This window comes from Sphingomonas sp. GW821-FHT03E12 (assembly GCF_059420685.1).
In genome coordinates this window covers 409,621-428,743 of sequence record NZ_JBWKUF010000002.1, presented here as the reverse complement: position 1 = coordinate 428,743, position 19,123 = coordinate 409,621, and the positions used below count along the sequence as shown (strand labels likewise).

Annotated in this window: 18 protein-coding genes; 7 read left to right on the top strand and 11 right to left on the bottom strand. The window is 67.1% G+C overall.

Annotation, left to right across the window (positions count from 1 at the left end; genetic code table 11):
- Positions 1-110 precede the first annotated feature (110 nt).
- From AC07TU_RS07525 to AC07TU_RS07515, 3 genes are all read left to right on the top strand, one after another.
- Positions 111-1,436, top strand: coding sequence for an MFS transporter (locus AC07TU_RS07525; protein WP_495187300.1), 1,326 nt, complete (start codon positions 111-113; stop codon positions 1,434-1,436).
- Positions 1,433-2,353 carry a cysteine synthase A gene (gene cysK / locus AC07TU_RS07520; protein WP_495187299.1) on the top strand — a complete coding sequence of 307 codons (921 nt, stop codon included), beginning with the start codon at positions 1,433-1,435 and terminating at the stop codon, positions 2,351-2,353. Before AC07TU_RS07525 ends, cysK begins: the two co-directional genes overlap by 4 nt.
- Positions 2,354-2,470: 117 nt before the next feature.
- A complete protein-coding gene (locus AC07TU_RS07515) occupies positions 2,471-3,814 on the top strand; it encodes a cell wall hydrolase (protein WP_495187298.1) in 1,344 nt (447 codons plus the stop codon).
- Here AC07TU_RS07515 and AC07TU_RS07510 read toward each other — a convergent pair.
- The 6 genes from AC07TU_RS07510 to hisI are packed head-to-tail and all read right to left on the bottom strand — an operon-like array spanning position 3,811 to position 8,981.
- Positions 3,811-5,298 (bottom strand): PH domain-containing protein, encoded by a 1,488-nt coding sequence (locus AC07TU_RS07510; RefSeq protein ID WP_495187297.1) that lies wholly within the window; start codon positions 5,296-5,298, stop codon positions 3,811-3,813. The genes AC07TU_RS07515 and AC07TU_RS07510 overlap by 4 nt on opposite strands.
- Positions 5,295-5,777, bottom strand: a complete 483-nt coding sequence (locus AC07TU_RS07505; RefSeq protein WP_495187296.1) for a PH domain-containing protein — start codon at positions 5,775-5,777, stop codon at positions 5,295-5,297. Before AC07TU_RS07505 ends, AC07TU_RS07510 begins: the two co-directional genes overlap by 4 nt.
- 45 nt (positions 5,778-5,822) lie before the next feature.
- A complete protein-coding gene (locus AC07TU_RS07500) occupies positions 5,823-7,628 on the bottom strand; it encodes an acyl-CoA dehydrogenase C-terminal domain-containing protein (protein WP_495187295.1) in 1,806 nt (601 codons plus the stop codon).
- Positions 7,629-7,657: 29 nt separating this feature from the next.
- Complete coding sequence (locus AC07TU_RS07495; RefSeq protein ID WP_495187294.1) at positions 7,658-8,089, bottom strand: MerR family transcriptional regulator; 432 nt, start codon at positions 8,087-8,089, stop codon at positions 7,658-7,660.
- Between the two features lie 32 nt (positions 8,090-8,121).
- Positions 8,122-8,622: a hypothetical protein gene (locus tag AC07TU_RS07490; RefSeq protein WP_495187293.1), complete on the bottom strand. Its 501-nt coding sequence runs from the start codon at positions 8,620-8,622 to the stop codon at positions 8,122-8,124.
- Complete coding sequence (hisI, locus tag AC07TU_RS07485) at positions 8,619-8,981, bottom strand: phosphoribosyl-AMP cyclohydrolase (protein WP_495187292.1); 363 nt, start codon at positions 8,979-8,981, stop codon at positions 8,619-8,621. Before hisI ends, AC07TU_RS07490 begins: the two co-directional genes overlap by 4 nt.
- 141 nt (positions 8,982-9,122) lie before the next feature.
- Between hisI and AC07TU_RS07480 the strand changes: the two genes are divergently transcribed.
- Positions 9,123-10,481 carry a tetratricopeptide repeat protein gene (locus AC07TU_RS07480; RefSeq protein ID WP_495187291.1) on the top strand — a complete coding sequence of 453 codons (1,359 nt, stop codon included), beginning with the start codon at positions 9,123-9,125 and terminating at the stop codon, positions 10,479-10,481.
- A gap of 98 nt (positions 10,482-10,579) precedes the next feature.
- Here the strand turns inward: AC07TU_RS07480 and katG are convergent, their stop codons facing one another.
- Both katG and AC07TU_RS07470 read right to left on the bottom strand, forming a co-directional pair.
- Complete coding sequence (gene katG, locus AC07TU_RS07475; protein ID WP_495187290.1) at positions 10,580-12,760, bottom strand: catalase/peroxidase HPI; 2,181 nt, start codon at positions 12,758-12,760, stop codon at positions 10,580-10,582.
- A gap of 129 nt (positions 12,761-12,889) precedes the next feature.
- Positions 12,890-13,138, bottom strand: coding sequence for a DUF7218 family protein (locus tag AC07TU_RS07470; RefSeq protein ID WP_495187289.1), 249 nt, complete (start codon positions 13,136-13,138; stop codon positions 12,890-12,892).
- Between the two features lie 140 nt (positions 13,139-13,278).
- Here AC07TU_RS07470 and purF point away from each other — a divergent pair, with 140 nt between their 5' ends.
- From purF to AC07TU_RS07455, 3 genes are all read left to right on the top strand, one after another.
- Positions 13,279-14,730: an amidophosphoribosyltransferase gene (purF, locus tag AC07TU_RS07465; protein ID WP_495187288.1), complete on the top strand. Its 1,452-nt coding sequence runs from the start codon at positions 13,279-13,281 to the stop codon at positions 14,728-14,730.
- A gap of 5 nt (positions 14,731-14,735) precedes the next feature.
- Positions 14,736-15,446 carry an SDR family NAD(P)-dependent oxidoreductase gene (locus tag AC07TU_RS07460; protein ID WP_495187287.1) on the top strand — a complete coding sequence of 237 codons (711 nt, stop codon included), beginning with the start codon at positions 14,736-14,738 and terminating at the stop codon, positions 15,444-15,446.
- A 101-nt stretch (positions 15,447-15,547) separates the two neighbouring features.
- Positions 15,548-15,799, top strand: a complete 252-nt coding sequence (locus AC07TU_RS07455; protein WP_495187286.1) for a hypothetical protein — start codon at positions 15,548-15,550, stop codon at positions 15,797-15,799.
- A 3-nt stretch (positions 15,800-15,802) separates the two neighbouring features.
- On the opposite strand, the gene AC07TU_RS07450 is transcribed toward AC07TU_RS07455, so the two are convergent.
- Genes AC07TU_RS07450 through AC07TU_RS07440 form a run of 3 tightly spaced genes read right to left on the bottom strand, consistent with a single transcriptional unit; the run spans position 15,803 to position 19,122 of the window.
- Positions 15,803-16,693, bottom strand: coding sequence for an alpha/beta fold hydrolase (locus tag AC07TU_RS07450; protein ID WP_495187285.1), 891 nt, complete (start codon positions 16,691-16,693; stop codon positions 15,803-15,805).
- A gap of 27 nt (positions 16,694-16,720) precedes the next feature.
- Positions 16,721-17,149, bottom strand: coding sequence for a hypothetical protein (locus tag AC07TU_RS07445; RefSeq protein WP_495187284.1), 429 nt, complete (start codon positions 17,147-17,149; stop codon positions 16,721-16,723).
- Entirely contained in the window at positions 17,146-19,122 is a 1,977-nt protein-coding gene (locus AC07TU_RS07440) for a putative bifunctional diguanylate cyclase/phosphodiesterase (protein WP_495187283.1), read from the bottom strand. The genes AC07TU_RS07445 and AC07TU_RS07440 overlap by 4 nt, the downstream gene beginning before the upstream one ends.
- Position 19,123 lies beyond the last annotated feature (1 nt).

Here is a 19,123-nt window from a genome sequence, read left to right as displayed (position 1 = left end):
GGTTGCCAGCGCAACGAATCCCTCATTGCGCGGGCGGGCACCGACGGCTTACAGGCGCCTGACGCCGCCCGTTCCGGTAGCGGCCCCGACAGGATCGCCCGACACACTCCATGGCCGCTCACCCCTTCGCCATCCGCAACTATCGCGTCTACTGGATCTCCCGCCTCGCCTCGACGCTGGCGGGCCTGTCGATGGTCGTGGTGATCGGCTGGCAGGTCTATGACCTCGCGCGCGAGACGATGGGGATCAAGCAGGCCGCGCTCCAGCTCGGCCTTGTCGGCCTGGCCCAGTTCCTGCCGCTGCTCGTCCTCACCCTGTTCACCGGATGGGTCGCCGACCGGCTCGACCGCCGCTGGATCATCCGCGCAGCGATCGGACTCGAGGTCTTCTGCGCGCTGAGCCTTGCCTGGCTGACCTGGACCCACACCGTCACGCTGCCCGCGCTGTTCGGCGTCGCCGCGCTGCTCGGCGTCGCGCGCGCCTTCCTCGCTCCGGCGCAGCAGGCACTCGCACCCAATCTCGTCCCCGCCGCGTCGCTGCCCACCGCGATCGCGCTGAGCGCGCTCGCCTGGCAGGTGGGATCGATCGCGGGACCCGCGATGGGCGGTTATCTCTACGCCGCCGCGCCTGCCCTGCCCTACGCTGTTTCGGGCGGCCTGTTCCTGATCTCGCTGCTGATGATGTTCCTGGTGACGCCGGTTCCGCGCAGCCAGATCGCGCGCACCGGCAGCCCGCTGCGGCAGATGCTCGACGGGCTTCACTATGTCCGCCAGAACCGGCTTGTCCTCGGCGCGATCTCGCTCGACATGTTCGCGGTCCTGCTCGGCGGGGCGACGGCGATGCTGCCCATCTATGCCCGCGATATCCTGATGATCGGCGCCGACGGACTCGGCCATCTGCGCGCGGCGCCCGCGGTCGGCGCCGTCGCGGTCGGCCTCGTCCTTTCCTGGCGGCCGCTCAAGACCAATGTCGGCGTGAAGATGCTGTGGTCGGTGATCGGCTTCGGCGCGGCGACGGTGGTGTTCGGCTGGGCCGGCCCGCTGATGAGTGGCTGGTGGGGACCCTCCATGATCGGGAGCGATTTCGCCCCGGCGGTGATCGTCTCGCTCGTGGCGCTCGCGGCTTTGGGCGCGTTCGACATGATCTCGGTCTATGTCCGCTCCTCGCTGATCCAGCTCTATACACCCGACGCGATGCGTGGCCGAGTCGGCTCGGTCTCGACGCTGTTCATTTCCAGCTCGAATGAGCTGGGCGAGGCGCGGTCGGGCTTTCTCGCCGCAGCCATCGGCCCGGTGGTCGCGACGGTGGGCGGCGGCTTCCTGGCCATCTTGGTAACTGCGTATTGGGCGCGTATCTTCCCCGAATTGCGGCGGGCACGAACCTTCGACCCGCCGGTACACCTTGCGGAGCCTATTCCTGAGGAGACGAAAACGTGAAGGCCAACACCATCCTCGAGACGATCGGCAATACGCCGCACATCCGCATCCAGCGCCTGTTCCCGGGCGCCGAGGTGTGGGTAAAGTCCGAACGCTCCAACCCCGGCGGATCGATCAAGGACCGCATCGCGCTGTCGATGATCGAGGCGGCGGAAGCCGATGGCAGCCTGCAGCCCGGCGGCACGATCGTCGAGCCGACCAGCGGCAACACCGGCGTCGGCCTGGCGATGGTCGCCGCGGTCAAGGGCTACAAGCTGATTCTGGTGATGCCCGAGAGCATGAGCATCGAGCGCCGCCGCCTGATGCTGGCCTATGGCGCTACCTTCGATCTCACCCCGCGTGAGAAGGGCATGAAGGGAGCGATCGAGCGCGCGGTCGAGATCGTCGAATCGACCCCAGGCGCATGGATGCCGCAGCAGTTCGAGAACCCGGCGAACGTCGACGTCCATGTGAAGACCACCGCGCAGGAAATCCTCAAGGACTTCGCCGATGCACCGGTCGATGTGATCATCACCGGCGTCGGCACCGGCGGCCATATCACCGGCGTTGCGGAGACGCTCAAGAAGAGCTGGCCGAACCTCAAGGTCTATGCGGTCGAGCCCGAGCTTTCGCCGGTCATCTCGGGCGGCCAGCCTGGCCCGCACCCGATCCAGGGCATCGGCGCGGGCTTCGTGCCCAAGAACCTGCACACCGACTCGATCGACGGCGCGATCCAGGTCGATGCCGGCGACGCCAAGGACTATGCCCGTCGCGCCGCGCGCGAAGAGGGGCTGCTGGTCGGCATCAGCTCGGGCGCGACGCTGGCGGCGATCGCCAAGAAGCTGCCCGACCTGCCCGCCGGATCGCGCGTGCTGGGCTTCAACTACGACACCGGCGAGCGCTATCTCAGCGTTCCCGATTTCCTGCCCGAAAGCTGATCGAAGCGCCGGAGCGGCGGCACGCGCCGCCGCTCCGGATGCGGGCCGATGGTTCCAACTTCGTCACGCGTGCGTTATGGGCGGCGGCTCTTCGCTGCCAGAGGATAGCGCACGCCCGTGACCGACTCCGTTTCCCCCGCCGAAGCTGGACGCATCGCGCCCGGCCTGTGGGTTGCGCTCGCGCTCACCGCGCTCGCGGCGATTCTGGCACCGCTGCTGATCGTGCTCAACGCGCCGCACATCGTGGTCAAGGATGATCGCGTCACCCTGGCCGAGGTCCGCAAGCCCAAGCGCGTCGTTCCCCAGGCCGAATTGCCGGCGGTCGAACCGGTCCGCCTCGCGGAACTGCCGATGGACGAAGCACGGCGCTTCAATGCGAGCATCCCCTTTGCCACTGGCCCGAACCCGGCCGCGCGTCCCTTTTTCCTGAGCGGAGCCGCCGACGATCAGGCGCGCGCCGTGGACTGCCTCGCCGCTGCGACCTGGTACGAGGCCGGCGACGATGCCGTCGGCCAGCGTGCGGTGGCACAGGTGGTGATCAACCGCATGCGTCACCCCGCCTTTCCCAAATCCGTGTGCGGCGTCGTCTTTCAGGGGCAGGAACGAAGCATCGGCTGCCAGTTCACCTTCACCTGCGACGGCGCGATGGGCCGCACGCCGTCAGCCGCGGCGTGGAGCCGAGCGCGCGATATCGCCCGGCAAGCGCTGGCCGGATATGTCTATACAAAAGTAGGCCACTCGACCCATTACCACACCGATTGGGTGGTGCCTTACTGGAGCTCGAGCCTCGACAAGGTCGCGGAGGTCAATACGCACCTGTTCTTCCGCTGGACCGGGTGGTGGGGTACGCCGCCCGCCTTCCGCCTCTCCTATGCGGGTGCCGAGCCGGTGATCGCCAAGATGGCGCGTCTCTCGCCCTTCCACTCCACGGGCGGAGATCCCGCCGCACTGGCGGTCGAGGGCGTTGCCGTCCCGATCGATCCGGCGGCGATCCCCGAATCCGCGATCCCGCAGCCGGTGACGGGAGAGGCCAAGAACGTCTTCCACGCGGCGCTCGATCGCAATATGGGCGCCGACGCCTTCGCGGCGCTCGCGATCCGCACCTGTGGCGAGCGGCCCTTCTGCAAGTTCCTGGGCTGGACCGATCACGGCAAGGTACCGTCCGCCGGCGCCGCGCCCAATCCCGGACAGATCGAAGCGATGTCGTTCAGCTATCTGCGCGATCAGACGCAGGGCTTCGGCAAGGCGCTGTGGAACTGCAACGAGTTCAAGCGGCCGAGCCCGGTGCAGTGCATGCGCCGCATGCCCATGCCGCCCGCAGCCGTTCCCTCACCCCTGCCGGAGACCGACCCCAAGCGCGTTGCCGCACCCGAGGGTCTGACGGGTGTCCGCCGCAAGAGCGATGTCGTACCGCCGGTCATCACCGTGCCCGCGGCGCAGGCGACACCCGCAGCGCGCTAGCCGATCCGTTCAACCAGTCCCATCGCGAGCGCCTGTGCGTCGCCGCGGTTCAGATCGACGACATCGGGCGCCCCCCCGCCGCCCGCGCCTGCGGTATCGACAAGCACGCTCGCCACCCCCAGCCACCGCTGGATCAGCCCGGCACGCAGCGTGACGACCTGTATATTCTCGAACGGGACGATCCAGTCGCGCTGGGCGATCACGCCGCGCATCACCTGCAGGCTGGCGTCACGCAACGCATAGCGATGAAAGCGACGCTGGAGGAGCGCCGCCCCGGCCATCGGAATGAGCAGCAACGTCCCCAGCCAGGCAAGCGGGGTCACCGCGAGCGCCAGCACCAGGACGAGCACCGGCCAGGGCAGCGCGAACAGCACGCAGCGGATCACATGCCCCGCCGCGACCGGACGGAGCGGAAGACGCTCGAACTGCGGCAGGCCCGCGGTCTCGACGATCCGCGCCACCTCATGATCGCGCGCGAGCGGCGCCATCGCCTGACGCCCGCTGGGATCGTTGCTGCCGCCAAGCGTCTGGAAGCTGAGCGCATTCCAGCCCAGCGCCCCGCGCAGCGGGCCGCGCTGGACCATGGCGAGCTGGATGCGGCGCATCGCCACCACCACTTCACTGCGCGTCAGCAGGCCCCGGGTGCGGCGGAACCGCCCGCCACCGGCCCGAAGCGTGAAGCCATAATCCCGGAGCAGGGTACGGATGACCCCACTGACGACGCCCAGAGCCAAGGCAGCCGCGGCCACGGCAAGCGCGGCGGCGATGCTGAAGCGCGCCTGCACCTCATCCTTCGCGACCTCGGCCCAGTCGCGCGCGCGGTCGATGCCGAAATCGATGAACTGATCGAAGAATTGGAGCACACCGAACAGCGCCGCAATCCAGACCAGCGAGAAGCTGAACGCGCCGAGCAGCAGCACCCTGGGGAGCGGCATCCGGAAGATGACCGGAAGCGCTGCCGCATCTGCGGCTTCGACGGGGATGTCACCCGATTCGGGTGATGCCGTCGGGGTGCGATGGCCACGCAGCGCGGCGCGCAAGCGCTGCGCCTCGGCAAGCGAGACGCTGTCGAGCACCGCCTCGTCCTTCTCGCCGCTGCCCGTTTCCACTTTCACCTCGGCTAGGCCGAACAGGCGGGCGAGCGGTTTGCGCTCGATCGACACGTCCTGAATCCGGGCGAGCGGGATCGAGCGGCGGCTGCGGTTGAGCAAACCGCGCTCAATGATCAGCTCGTGCTCGGCAACCGTGTAGGTGAAACGCCGCCAGCCGACCCAGGTGATAACCAGCATCACGATGCCGAGCACTGCAGCTGCAAGCAGGATCCAGCCGATGCTGCGCCCGGACGTGTAGCCCGCAATCGCCGGAAGCCCGATCACCGTCTGCGGCGCGCGGCGCAGGAAATCGATGGCGATCGTGCCGGGATGGACGCGCTTCGGCCCGAGGTCTCCCGACTCGTTCACGCTATCGTTCAGGCTGGTGCTCACCAGGGGTCGCTCGACAGATGCTCGCGGATCGCGTCGCGGATCCCTTCCGCGGTCTCGCGCGAGATGCCGGGCAGATCGACCTCGCTGTTCGCAGTACCTGCAGTGTGCAGTACCAGCGTCGCTACGCCGAACAGCCGCTGGACCGGCCCCTGCGTCACGTCGATATGCTGGACGCGCGCGGCCGGAACGATGGTGTGGGATCGCACCAGCCAGCCCGAGGCGACGTGAAGCTCCTTGCCTGTCCAGGCCCAGCCCCACCGCGCCCAGCGCCGCGGCGCGAGCAGGATCATCCAGATGCCGAGCAACGCGATCGCGAGCGGTGCGGCCCAGACCGGCAGCCATTCCCAGCTGTTCGACAGCGCCCAGCCGGGGATGGCCGTGGCAATTGCCACCCCGCCGAAGCCGACTGCGCCGGTCAGGCGCATCACGTTGATCTGACCGCGCTCGAGCGGCTGGAGCGGTATATCGGGGAGCAGCATGCCCCCGGTTATGGCGCGCTTCCAGTCACGCTCAAGCCGAAACGATCACGCCGCGCGGAACATCTCGGGCGGGAGTGCCATGATGGCCTCCGAGCCGCCCTCGATCTTGCGGCGCAGCGCGCCCGCGTCGGGCATGATCCGCTCCGCATAGAAGCGCGCGGTGACGAGCTTGGCTTCGAGGAACGCCTTGTCCTCCGCTTCGCCCGAGGCGAGCGCGGTGACGGCGGCGTCGGCCATGCGCAGCCACATCAGGCCGATCGCGACGATGCCGGTGAGCTGCATATAGCTGTACGCGCCGGCGCCGACCTGATTGGGGTTCTGCATGCCATTGGCCATGAACCACATGGTCGCGGCCTGGAGCTGGCCATTCGCCTTTTCCAGCGCCTCGGCGAAGCTCGCCAGCTCGGGGTTTCCCTTCGCGGCGGCGACTTCCTCGCCGACCACCTTGAAGAAGGTCTGGATCGCACGGCCGCCATTCTGGGCGAGCTTGCGCCCGACCAGGTCCATCGCCTGCACGCCGTTGGTGCCCTCATAGATCATCGCGATGCGGGCATCGCGGACATATTGTTCCATGCCCCATTCGGCGATGTAGCCATGGCCGCCATAGACCTGCTGCGCGTCGGTCGCGATCTTGTAACCGGCATCGGTGCCGACGCCCTTGATTACCGGGGTGAGCAGGCCGACGAGATCGTCGGCGAGCTGGCGCTCCTCCTCGGTCGCGGCGAGATGGGCGAGATCGACCTGGAGGCCGCCCCACAGGCACAGCGCGCGCAGGCCCTCGGTCATCGCCTTGGCTTCCATCAGCATGCGGCGGACGTCGGGATGGACGAACAGCGTGTCGGCCTTTTCCTCCGGGTCCTGCGCACCAGTGAGCGCGCGGCCCTGGCGGCGGTCGCCGGCGTACTGGACGGCGTTCTGGTACGCGACTTCGCCGATGCCGAGACCTTGAAGCCCGACACCGAGGCGAGCGGCGTTCATCATGATGAACATCGCGGCGAGGCCCTTCATCTCCTCGCCGACCAGCCAGCCGGTGGCGCCATCATAGTTCATGACGCAAGTCGAGTTGCCGTGGATGCCCATCTTGTGCTCGATCGAGCCACAGGAGACCGCGTTGCGATCGCCGAGGCTGCCATCGTCGTTGACGAGGATCTTGGGCACCACGAACAGCGAGATACCCTTGCTGCTCTCCGGCGCGCCCGGCGTCTTGGCCAGCACGAGATGGATGATGTTGCTGGTGAGGTCATGCTCACCGGCCGAAATGAAGATCTTGGTGCCGGTGATCGACCAGCTGCCATCGGCATTGGGTTCGGCGCGGGTCTTGATGAGACCGAGATCGGTGCCGCACTGCGGCTCGGTCAGGTTCATCGTGCCGCCCCATTCGCCCGAGATCATCTTGGGCAGATACTTGGCCTGCTGCTCCGGCGACCCCTTGACCAGCAGCGACGAGATCGCGCCATGGGTCAGGCCCGGATACATGGCGAAGGCCATGTTCGAGCTGATCATGAATTCCTGGAACGCGGTCGAGACGACGTGGGGCATCCCCTGCCCGCCGAATTCCTCGGGTGCGGACAGCGTGCCCCAGCCGCTCTCGACGAACTGGTTATAGGCTTCCTTGAAGCCGTCGGGCGTGGTGACGCTGCCGTCGGGATTGCGCTTGCAGCCCTGCTGGTCGCCCGAATGGTTGAGCGGGAACAGCACTTCGGCGACGAACTTGCCGCCCTCCTCCAGCACCGCGCTGACCACATCGGGGGTCGCGGCGGCGAAGCCGGGCAGATTGGCGTAGCGATCGATCTTGAGAACCTGATCGAGCACGAAACGGGTGTCGCGCACGGGCGGCGTATATTGCGGCATCTCTCTGTCCCTGTCTTTTGCTTAGCGGTCTATTTCGCGGGTTGCGCGCGGCCTTCGAGGACCGCGACGAAATCTTCGAGCTCGACGATATGCGCGTCGATATCGACCTTCTGGCGCTCGAGCAGCTCGATGCGCGCGCGGCACTTGTCGAGCGTCACCTGATGCTGGGTCTTTCGGTCGTCGCCGACGTCGTAGAGGTCGATCATCTCACGGATCTCGGCGAGACTGAAGCCGACGCGCTTGCCGCGCAGGATCCAGGCGAGCCGCGCGCGATCGCGATGCGAGTAGATGCGGGCAAGGCCGCGTCGCTCGGGCGCGATCAGCCCCTCGTCCTCGTAGAAGCGCAGCGCCCGCGCCGTGACCTCGAACTCGGCGCACAGGTCCGAGATCGAGAAGCTCTCCTTGTCGGGCCGGGCTTCGGTCGGTGCGAAGCTGGCCACCGTCTTAATGGTCGTTGCCATGAACCGGGTTTTACGCCGACCTTACGTTAACGTCAATCTCCGCAAAGCCGCTTTCCTTCGGGACTGCGCAATGCACGCGCTTCGGCCGCCGAAGCGCTGAGCCGCTCGACCGACAAGGCTGCGAAGGAGGCACGCGGGCCGCAGAATTTCGCGCAGTCGGGCGGGACGGTGGCAGGGAAACGGATATGCTCGCCATCAAAGCGGGCGTCGAAGCTGCAGGTAAGGCCATTCTTGCCGGTCAGCGTCACCGACAGGGCCTCCCCTGCCCGCGAAACGGTACCGGTGCCGGTACAGGACAGACCGTCGCCATAATCGACGAAGGCGCCGATGCGGTAGCTGTCGCGGTCGCGAACCACACAAACCCGATCGGTATCGCGCGCATAGAGACCGGTAAGGTCGCTGTCGTCAGGATCGCTCACCAGCCCGCGCTCGATCGCGGCGGATTCGAGGTCCTTCGGAGCCGCGGCCTGATCGCTTCCACCGCCCGAGCAGGCAGCGAGGAGACCGCAGAGAACCGCGACCGCGGCCCTCATGCGTCGCGCACCAGCGCGCCATTCTCGATGCGGCGGAAAAAGCAGCTGCGTTCACCGGTGTGACAGGCGGGGCCGGCAGGTTCCACCTTGAGCCACAGCGCATCCTGATCGCAATCGATCCGCGCCTCGACCACGCGCAGGACGTGGCCTGAGGTCTCGCCCTTCTTCCACAGGCGCTGGCGGCTGCGCGACCAGAACCACGCCTCGCCGGTTTCGAGCGTCTTCGCCAGCCCGTCAGCATTCATATGCGCCAGCATCAGCAACTCGCCGGTCGCCACGTCAGTGGCGACGGCGGTGATGAGGCCGTTGGCGTCATAGTTCGGGTTGAGGTCGAGCGTGGAATCGCGGGTGTCGGTCATGCGCGTTGTCTAGCGCGGAATTCGGGGCGCGCCACTGGATAGCCTCATCGACCACGTGCCGTTGCGGCGATCTAGGCGATGACCTAGCCTCGTCCGATGGGGCTGTTCGATTTCCTTCGGCGGAAGCGGGGTGGGCCGGAGATGAGTCGGATCGACTATCTGCTGAAGCTCTATCACGACCAACTCGAAGCACGGGAAAAGGCCTATGACGGACTCAATTTCCTCCAGCTGATCGAACGACAGCTGGACGAGGGGCAGACCGACCTGGCGATCTGGAACCTCGGGGGCCAGGTCAAGCTGTGTTTCCAGCTGGCCAATCTCTATTGGGGACAAGGCGAGATAGCGCGGGCCGAGGCCTATCTGCGCCAGACGCTGGAGCGGCATGACCGGATGGTCCGCGCCTGTGCGGATCTGGGGATGGCGCGGCCATCCTATCCGGAGCTGCAATTCGCCAAATGCGCCGCGCGCCTGCTGGGTATCGAGGTCGAAGACCTGAAGCGCGCCGAGGCATTCGATCCGGGCTATGAGCCCTGGTTCAAGGACGTGTTGATGAGCCTTTGCATCGGCACGCACGCGTTCGATGCGTCGGAATGGCAGGCGAACTTCGATCTATGGACGCGCAGGCGGTTTGCGAAATACCGGATCGCGGAGTTCGATTTCTATCTGACTGCGCTGACCGGCGGGTTTGCGAGCACCGAAGCGATGTTCGATGCCCACCGCCGGCTGGTGGCCGGGCGGGCGAAACGCAATACCATGGATTGGGGGCTGCTCGACGGCTACCAGGACAGTGAGCTGGTCATCGACCATCTGTTTGCCGCGGTACTGAAGCGGATCGGGTGGGAGGGACAGTATCGGCATAGCTGGCCGCTGAGTGATGCGCCGGACGCCCCTGCCCTCACCACGCGGCAACCCGATGCGTTTGTGACGACGATCGCGGCGGAGGCGCCTGTCGCCGACGATACCGGGATCATCGCCGACGCCGCGGCGGCGCGGCGCTTCATCGACCAGCATGTGGCGAACCAGCGCGATGAGGAAGGCACGCCGGTCGACGCCACCCGCCCCGCGAAGGAGCGCGGCAAGGTAGCGGCGGCGTTGAAGGCGCTTGGCTGGGCGGCGGATGCCGCGAGCCTGGAGCTGATGCGCGCCTATCGGATAAGCGACGTGCTGAACGATAGCGCGGGCGGCCTGCGTCTATGCGACCCGGTGAGCCGGGATCCGGTGCCGCTTGCGGAATGGTCGCGCGTGATGCGCGACGACTTCGGGATGCACCCCGACTTCATCGCGATCGTCGAGAGCGAGGAGCGCAGCGACTATCTCGACCCGCAGGGCGGCTGGTATGTCCGGTGGCAGGCGGACGGCAATATCTACATGGTTCAGCGCGATAGCTGGGACCGGCCGGAGATCGCCACGCGCGATGCGCGAATGGGGCTGACCCGATGGCCGTCCTATACGAGCTTCGTCGCCTGGTGGGTGGCGGAACATGTGCGGGGGCCAAGGTAACGGGCAAAGGAAACGGCCGCGAAGGAGGTCCCTTCACGGCCGTTCTTTGCGAGGCAATGACTGCCCCTCCCCCGAAGGGGAGGAGTTGAGGTTTCTGCTTACGCCTTCAGGTCGAAGCGGTCGGCGTTCATTACCTTGGTCCAGGCGGCGACGAAGTCCTTGACGAACTTCTCCTCATGCCCGGTCTCGGCATAGACTTCGGCGACTGCGCGCAGCTCCGAGTTCGAGCCGAAGACGAGATCGGCGCGGGTGGCACGCCAGGTCTCGCCGCCACTCGTTCGGTCGGTCGCCACATATTCTTCGTCGTCCGATCCATCGACCGCCTTCCAGACATTGGTCATGTCGAGCAGGTTGACGAAGAAGTCGTTGGTGAGCTGGCCCGAGCGCTTGGTGAAATGGCCATGGCCACGCTCGCCGTGATTGGCGCCGAGCACGCGCAGGCCGCCGATCAGCACGGTCATCTCCGGCACCGACAGGCCGAGCAGCGATGCGCGGTCGAGCATCAACTCCTCGGTCTTTACCGCGAGCTTCTTCGGCAGATAGTTACGGAAGGCGTCGGCCTGCGGCTCCATCACCGCGAAGCTGTCGGCATCGGTCTGTTCCTCGGTCGCGTCGCCGCGGCCGCCGGTGAAGGGAACGTTGGTCGCACCGGCCTTTTCGAGGCCGACCACGCCGCCGAGCACGATCGCATCGGCGAGCGAAAGGTTGCCGCGCAGCCCGTCGAGCGTGCCGATCACCTTGGCCAGCGCCGCCGGCTCGTTGACCTCCCAGTCCTTTTGCGGCGCGAGCCGGACGCGCGCGCCATTGGCGCCGCCACGGAAGTCGGACTTGCGGAAGGTGCTGGCCGAGGCCCAGGCGGTCTTGACCAGCTGGCTGACCGTCAGCCCGCTCGACGCGATCGCTGCCTTCACCGCCGCGACATCGACATCCGAAGGCTTGGTCCCGGCGGGGATCGGATCTTGCCAGATCAGGTCTTCGGCGGGGACTTCGGGGCCGAGGTAACGGACCTTGGGCCCCATGTCGCGGTGGGTCAGCTTGAACCATGCGCGGGCGAAGGCGTCCTTGAACGCCTCGTGATCGTTGCGGAACCGCTCGCTGATCGCGCGATAAGCCGGGTCCCGCTTCAGCGCCATGTCGGCGGTGGTCATCATGGTCGGGACCTTGATGTTCGGATCCCACGCCGCCGGCGCCTTGTCCTCCTCTTTCTGGTCGATCGGCTGCCACTGGTTGGCGCCAGCCGGCGACTGAACCAGCTCATAGTCATAGTCGAGCAGCAGGCGGAAAAAGTTCTCGCTCCACTCGCGCGGGGTGTTGGTCCACGCGCCCTCGATGCCGCTGGTGACGGCATGTTCGCCGATGCCGCCGCTTTCATGGCTGCTGACCCAGCCAAAGCCCTGTGCAGCGAGATCGCCGCCCGCGGGCGCGGCACCGAGCAGCGAGGCATCGCCATTGCCGTGCGCCTTGCCGAAGGTGTGGCCTCCGGCGGTGAGCGCAACGGTCTCTTCGTCGTTCATCGCCATGCGCGCGAAGGTTTCCTTCATGTCACGCGCCATACCGGCGTCGTCATGCGGGTTACCCTGCGGTCCCTCCGGGTTGACGTAGATCAGGCCCATCTGGATCGCGGCGAGCGGGCCTTCGAGCCCATCCAGCCCCTTGTCGGGCGCGATGCGGGTCTGGACGCCCTCATTCACCCATTTGTCTTCCGAGCCCCAATAGATGTCGCGCTCGGGCTCGAACACGTCGGCGCGGCCGCCGCCGAAGCCGAACACCGGGCCGCCCATCGATTCGATCGCGACATTGCCGGCGAGGATGAAGAGGTCGGCCCAGCTGATGTGCTTGCCGTATTTCCGCTTGATCGGCCACAGCAGGCGGCGCGCCTTGTCGAGATTGCCGTTGTCGGGCCAGCTGTCGAGCGGCGCGAAGCGCTGCTGCCCGCTATTGGCGCCGCCGCGGCCGTCGGCAGTGCGATAGGTGCCGGCAGCATGCCAGGCCATACGGATGAAGAACGGGCCGTAATGGCCATAATCGGCCGGCCACCAGGGCTGGCTGTCGGTCATCAGCGCGGTGAGATCGGCCTTGAGCGCAGCATAATCGAGCTTCTTGAAGGCTTCGGCATAGTCGAAATCGGCGCCCATCGGGTTCGACGCGCCATTGGGGTTGAGGATTTCGGTAGCCAGCATTTCAGGCCACCAGTCGCGGTTGGTGCGCCCGAGCAGGGCGCGAACGCCGCCGTTAAACGGGCAGCCGCCGCCGTCGATCGATCCGGTCTTCGCGTCCATGTGCCTGATCCCTCCTTGTGGTGTGGTTCGAGGGAGAGGCTAGGCGAACCCCCGCCGCGTCCAAAACGAGTTAAACAGGTCAGTGCGAGCGGGAAAATCGATCAATACGCCTCGTTTTGACATATTCGTTCAATGACCGCGGATCGCATCGATCAGCTCAGCCTTGGCCATCTTCGATCGGCCTTCGATGCCGATCTCCTTCGCCTGATCGTACAGCGCCTGCTTGCTGCGATTCTCGAGATGCGTGCTGTTGTGGTCGAGCGTGCCGGCGGCATGCGCATTGGCAATGCGCGCCGCCTTCTCCTTCGACGCCCCCGCTTCCCGGAGCATCTCGTACATCGCATCGTCCTTGCTCGTCGGGCCGTGATCCTTCGCCATCGCGTGTCTCCTTACCGCTCCAGCAAGCCAACGTGTTTGGAAACAAAGGGGTTCTTCAGTTGATGTTACAAAAGGGCGACAAGTGGCATTCGAGCGCCTATATGCCCGCCCATCGACCACGAATCCCCCGCGAAGGGCCGATGCTGACCACGAATCCGTTTGATGACGACAAGCTGCGCGAAGAGTGCGGCATCTTCGGCGTTTCCGGCGCCGACGGTGCGGCCGCACTCGTTGCGCTTGGCCTCCACGCGCTCCAGCACCGCGGCCAGGAGGCCGCCGGTATCACGAGCTGGGACGGCGCCCATTTCCACAGCCATCGCGCGATGGGCCATGTCGCGGGCAATTTCGACCGCGACGAGGTGATGCGCACGCTGTCCGGCAGCGTTGCCTGCGGCCATGTCCGCTACGCGACGACCGGCGATTCGGGCATGCGCAACGTCCAGCCGCTCTATGCCGAACTGGCGAGCGGCGGCTTCGCGGTGGCGCATAACGGCAACATCTCGAACGCGCTGCATGTCCGCCGCGAGCTGATCCAGCGCGGGTCGATCTTCCAGTCCACCTCGGACACCGAGACGATCATCCATCTGGTCGCGACCAGCGGCTACAAGGACCTGCTCGACCGGTTCATCGACGCGCTCAAGCAGATCGAGGGCGCCTACTCCCTGATCTGTATGACCCCCGAGGGCATGATCGCATGTCGCGACCCGCTGGGCATCCGTCCGCTGGTGATGGGCCGCCTTGGCGACGCATACATCTTCGCGTCGGAAACGGTCGCGCTCGACGTGGTCGGCGCCGAGTTCGTCCGCGAGATCGATCCGGGCGAGCTGGTGATCGTTCAGGACGGCGAGCTCCGCTCGATCCGCCCCTTCACCGCGATCGCGCCGCGCCCGTGCATCTTCGAATGGGTCTATTTCTCGCGTCCCGATTCGATCGCTCAGAACCGTTCGGTCTATGGCGTCCGCAAGGCGATCGGCGCGCAGCTGGCGATCGAATCCGGGATCGACGCCGACCTCGTCGTGCCGGTGCCCGATTCGGGCGTGCCCGCCGCGATCGGCTATGCGCAGGAATCGGGCATCCCGTTCGAGCTCGGCATTATCCGCTCGCACTATGTCGGCCGCACCTTCATCCAGCCGAGCGCCGAAGTCCGCCGTCTGGGCGTCAAGCTCAAGCACAACGCCAATCGCGACCTGATCCAGGGCAAGCGCATCGTGCTGATCGACGATTCGATCGTGCGCGGCACCACCAGCCTGAAGATCGTCGAGATGATGCGCGAAGCCGGCGCCGCCGAGGTGCATATGCGCATCGCCAGCCCGCCGACGACGCACAGCTGCTTCTACGGCGTCGATACGCCCGAGCGCTCCAAGCTGCTCGCCGCCAAGATGGACGTTGCCGGCATGGCCGAGTTCATCAAGGCCGACAGCCTCGCCTTTGTGTCGATCGACGGCCTCTACCGCGCGCTGGGTGAGACCGAGCGCGGCGCCGTGCTGCCCAAATATTGCGATGCCTGCTTCACCGGCGAGTATCCGACGCAGCTGACCGACCATAATGAGCAGGCGGTGAGCCAGCTCGCCCTTCTCGACGAACCGGCCTGAACCTCATGACCCAGCAGAACCTCGCCGGGCGCGTCGCGCTCGTCACCGGCGCGAGCCGCGGCATCGGCGCCGCCACCGCGATCGCGCTTGCCGCGCAGGGCGCGCATGTCGTGCTGACTGCGCGGACCGCCGGCGGCCTCGAGGAAGTCGAGGAAGCGATCTTCGCCGCGGGCGGCTCCGCGACGATCGCGCCGATGGATCTGCTCGAGACGGATTCGATCCCGCGCCTTGCCGCGGCGGTGGCCGAACGCTGGGGCAAGCTCGACCTGCTGGTGCTCAACGCCGCGGCGCTGGGCACGCTGTCGGCGATCGGGGCATTCGACCCCAAGGAAGTCGCCAAGACGCTGGCGCTCAACGTCAGCGCCCAGGCGGCGCTGATCGGCGCCTTCGATCCGCTGCTGCGCAAGGCCGACAATGGCCGGGTGATCGGCCTGACCTCCACCGTCGCACGTACGCCGCGGGCATTCTGGGGCCTCTATGGCGCGACCAAGGCGGCGTTCGAGAATCTCGTGCTGAGCTATGGCGAGGAAGTACGCAACCTGACCAAGGTGCGCGTCGCTCTGCTCAACCCCGGCGCGACCCGCACCAAGATGCGCGCGCGCGCCTATCCGGGCGAAGCGCCCGAGAGCGTCAAGCCGCCCGAAGTCGTGGCCGAGCGGATCGTCGCGATGCTCGCCGAGGATTTCGAGACCGGAGCGTTCGAAGCGCTCGACTGATCGGCCGGGCCCAATCGGACTCGGTTCGTCGCAATTGCAACCGGCTCGCTCTTCCGATCTGCGGATCGCTTCCTAGCTAGTGCCCGAAAGGGAGAGCAGGAATGTATTCGCCGCCAGCGACCATCGCCCCGGAGATCATCGCCTGCATCGCCGAGGGGCGCCTCCCGACCATGCGCGAATTGCGGCGTGTCGCCGAACGCATCCGCAGCGAGCTGCACAGCGCACAGAGCGTGTTCCGCTGGGGCCGGTCGATCCCGGCACGGCTCGAACGGCGCCTGATGCTGCGCGCGGCGCTGGCCGCGCTTGCCGGCACCGGCGGCCGGATTGCGCAGCCCGTCGCGATCGAGGCCTGACCCCTACCCCGCAAGGAACGCCTTCACCTCGTTCTGGAAGAAGGGCGCGTTGTCCCACATGATGAAGTGCGCTGCGTTCGGCACCCGCTTGAGCACAGCCCCCTTCAACGGCGCGTAGGATGCCTGATAATAGCCGTCCATCTGCACGTCGGTGACCGGCGCGCCCCTGGGCGTGACGTAGAGCACCAGCGTCTTCGCGGTGATCTTCGACAGTTCGGGCACCAGGTTGGTCATGATCAGCTCGCCATAGGAGCGTGCCGCAACGTCACGGTCGGACTTCATCGAATCGTCGAGCGCGCCCGCGCGCATCGTCTCGGTCGCGACCATCGACGCGATCGTCTGTTCGAGCCGCTTGGCATAGGCATCGGCCGGCGTCGTCCGCATGCTGGTCATGATCCCGTCGGCGATCGGCTTGAGCGTCTCCGGGGTGGCGTTGGGGCCGCCGAACATCGCGCCCATGAAGGGGAACATGTCGACCACCATCAGCTTCGACACGCTGGCAGGGTGGCGCGCGGCAAGCATCATGCCCATCGTCCCGCCCATCGAATGGCCGATCACGGCGACCGGCCCCAGCTTCTTCTCGGTGATATAGCGGGCGATTTCCTCGGCCACCGGTGCAGCGACATTGCCTTCGGCATTGCCGCCCTTGTCGCTGCCCGCAAAGCCATGGACCAGCACCTTGTGCCAGCGATAGCCGGGAGTCGCGGCGATCATCTCCGTCCACACGCGCGGGCTCGACGTGAGACCCGGGATGAGGATGACGTCCTTGCCCTTCCCTTCGACCGTCACCGTGATTCGGGTGGAAGCGAAGTCCTTCGCCGTGGCGGGTGCCGCCGACAGCATGGCGGTGAACAGCAGCGCGACGAACGCGAACAGGCCGCGGCGGTGAATCATGGCAGTTCCTCCCGGTTTCGGGCGAAACTATCGGGGACGAATTGGCTCGTCCATCTCGATCACAATGTCCTCGTCCACCGCGGCTTCCTCGTCCAGCTCCTCGGCGCGGAAGGTCTCGCGGTTCATCACGAAGCTGCCGTGATAGCCCGAAAAGCGCCATTCGCCGGAGACTTCGGTACCGTCGTCGCTGATCGTGCCGGCATAGGCGACCGAATGGGCAAGCGGGCCGGCGGGGTCGTACTGCTTCATGAAGCGCAGCCGGCTTCCCATGCGGTCGCCATCGACAAAGGCCCGGCGGACCTCCTCCATGCCGGTGGTATCCGGCTCGGTGATCGTCCCGCTCACATCGCCCGCCATCTCGTCCAGATGCGCGATGAAGCTGTTCTCCTCGACCCCCGCAGAGGAAGCGAAATAGCGGCCGTACCAGACGCCCGTCACATCCTGGGGGTCGTTCATTGCGCCTCCACCAGCGTCTCCAGCTCCGCCAGCGCCAGCGGCTCGGCGCAGAGATAACCCTGATAGAACTGGCAGCCTTCCTTGGCGAGCAGCTCGAGCTGCTCCTGCGTCTCCACCCCTTCGGCGACGACCGCGAGGCCCAGCGAGCGGGCCATGTCGATCACCCCGCGCACCACCACCCGGTCTCGCGCCGAACCGGTGATGTCCTGGGTCAGCTTGCGGTCGATCTTGAGATAATCGAGCGGCAGCGCCTTCAGATAGGCGAGGCTGGAATAGCCGGTCCCGAAATCGTCGATCGCGACCCGGCATCCCGCCGTACGCAGTTCGGCAAGCAGGCGCGCGGCTTCGCTCAAGTCGCCGATCAGGCCGCCCTCGGTGATCTCGACCGTGAGGCGGCTGCGCGGGAATCCGCTCGCGTCCACCCAGTCGAGGAACAGATCGGCGAAATTGCTGCGCGCGACATCGGCGGCGGTGACGTTCACCGACAGGCGCAGCCCCCGCAGCGCCGCGGGCCAGTGCGCGGCCTGGTCGAGCGCGAGCCGCTGGACATGTTCCGACAGCGCAAGTTCGAGCCCTCCGCGCGCCGCCGCTGCGAACAGCATCTCGGCGCCGATCTCGCCCGAAGCGTGGCGCCAGCGGGCAAGCGCTTCGACTCCGACGATCGTGCCCGCCGAAACCGCGACCTGCGGCTGGAAGCGCAGCTCGATCTCTCCTGCCTCCATCGCGCGGCGCAGGTCGAGCGCGAGCGTATCGACCGGGACCGTGCCCGGCGCCGCATCATTTCCGGCCAGCGCATCGCTCGCGCGGCGCAGCAGTGCGGCTGCGGTATCGCCCGCTTCGGACAGCGCCACCGCGGTCCGCGCGCCGAGCGGCGTGATCTCGTCACCGATCACGAACGGCCGCGAGAGCGCTTCCCCCACCCGCGCCGCGACCGCCGCGAGCAACTCGGGCGCAGCACCTTCGGACGCGACGACGAACTCGGGCCCCGCGATGCGCGCCGCCACGAAATGACGGCCGAGGATCTCGCGCGCGGCTTCGCCGAGCCTGCCCGACGCGGCGCGCAGCAACGCATCGCCCGCCGCGCGGCCATAGGCGGTGTTGACCATCTCGAACCGGTTGAGCGCCGCAAGGACGACACCTACTTCCTGCCCTTCGCCCAGCCGTCGCTCGATCCAGCGGCGCACCCCTGCACCGTCATGCACCCCGGCCAGCGCATCGCGCACCGCCGCACTGGCGTCGATCTCGCCCAGCCGCTCGATCAGCGCATGGATCCGGCCCGTGCGCTGGTCGTGCTGCAGATGCTCGACGACGCGGCCCGCACCCTTGAGCTCGTGCGCAAAGGCGGTCGCGGAAAGCCCGTCGCGCAGGCGGCCGAATGCAGCGCGGAGCGCCCCGCGGTCGCTCGCCTCCACCCGCCGCAGCATGGCATGCACCGAAGGCTGCTCGCCCAGCCCGAGCAGCGCAGCGAGCGCGGGCGTGACCTGGATCGAGGCCAGCGCGGGATCGTAGCGCCAGCCCAGCGGCTCGGCATCGCCGACGATCACCGGCCCTTCCCCTCCGACGCGCTCGGCATGGCGCGCGGCAAAGCGGAGCGCCTGCACGAATTCGGCTTCGCGCATCGGGCTGGCGAGAAAATGAGTGGCGCCCGCCTCGTAGAATTCGCCCAGTCGCCCGGAATCATTGCGCGACACGAGCGCGAGCAGCGCGCCGCCGGTCGCTCCGGCGACACCCGCAAGCGCGCGCACCGCCGCCAACCCCTCTTCGACTGCCCCCCTCGCATCGACCACCGCCACCGCGGCCCCGCTCGCAAGCAGCCGGCGTTCGGCCCCATCCGCACGCCGCGCCGCGACGACCCGCCAGCCCGCACCCGTGGCAAGTACGGCAAGCTCATCACGTTGACGGAACGACAGCAGAAAAACTGGCCGTTCGCGCCCTGTCATCGGCGTGGCATGCGTGGGCGCGGGGTCGGTCATC

What these genes read in the sequence shown, in the direction of transcription:
- AC07TU_RS07440 (WP_495187283.1), bottom strand. Translation starts at nt 19,122, where the DNA reads ATGACCGACCCCGCGCCCACGCATGCCACGCCGATGACAGGGCGCGAA.
- AC07TU_RS07495 (WP_495187294.1), bottom strand. Translation starts at nt 8,089, where the DNA reads ATGGCAACGACCATTAAGACGGTGGCCAGCTTCGCACCGACCGAAGCC.
- AC07TU_RS07455 (WP_495187286.1), top strand. Translation starts at nt 15,548, where the DNA reads ATGTATTCGCCGCCAGCGACCATCGCCCCGGAGATCATCGCCTGCATC.
- AC07TU_RS07505 (WP_495187296.1), bottom strand. Translation starts at nt 5,777, where the DNA reads ATGCTGCTCCCCGATATACCGCTCCAGCCGCTCGAGCGCGGTCAGATC.
- AC07TU_RS07470 (WP_495187289.1), bottom strand. Translation starts at nt 13,138, where the DNA reads ATGGCGAAGGATCACGGCCCGACGAGCAAGGACGATGCGATGTACGAG.
- AC07TU_RS07480 (WP_495187291.1), top strand. Translation starts at nt 9,123, where the DNA reads ATGAGTCGGATCGACTATCTGCTGAAGCTCTATCACGACCAACTCGAA.
- katG (WP_495187290.1), bottom strand. Translation starts at nt 12,760, where the DNA reads ATGGACGCGAAGACCGGATCGATCGACGGCGGCGGCTGCCCGTTTAAC.
- AC07TU_RS07460 (WP_495187287.1), top strand. Translation starts at nt 14,736, where the DNA reads ATGACCCAGCAGAACCTCGCCGGGCGCGTCGCGCTCGTCACCGGCGCG.
- AC07TU_RS07500 (WP_495187295.1), bottom strand. Translation starts at nt 7,628, where the DNA reads ATGCCGCAATATACGCCGCCCGTGCGCGACACCCGTTTCGTGCTCGAT.
- AC07TU_RS07445 (WP_495187284.1), bottom strand. Translation starts at nt 17,149, where the DNA reads ATGAACGACCCCCAGGATGTGACGGGCGTCTGGTACGGCCGCTATTTC.
- AC07TU_RS07490 (WP_495187293.1), bottom strand. Translation starts at nt 8,622, where the DNA reads ATGAGGGCCGCGGTCGCGGTTCTCTGCGGTCTCCTCGCTGCCTGCTCG.
- purF (WP_495187288.1), top strand. Translation starts at nt 13,279, where the DNA reads ATGCTGACCACGAATCCGTTTGATGACGACAAGCTGCGCGAAGAGTGC.
- AC07TU_RS07450 (WP_495187285.1), bottom strand. Translation starts at nt 16,693, where the DNA reads ATGATTCACCGCCGCGGCCTGTTCGCGTTCGTCGCGCTGCTGTTCACC.
- AC07TU_RS07525 (WP_495187300.1), top strand. Translation starts at nt 111, where the DNA reads ATGGCCGCTCACCCCTTCGCCATCCGCAACTATCGCGTCTACTGGATC.
- hisI (WP_495187292.1), bottom strand. Translation starts at nt 8,981, where the DNA reads ATGACCGACACCCGCGATTCCACGCTCGACCTCAACCCGAACTATGAC.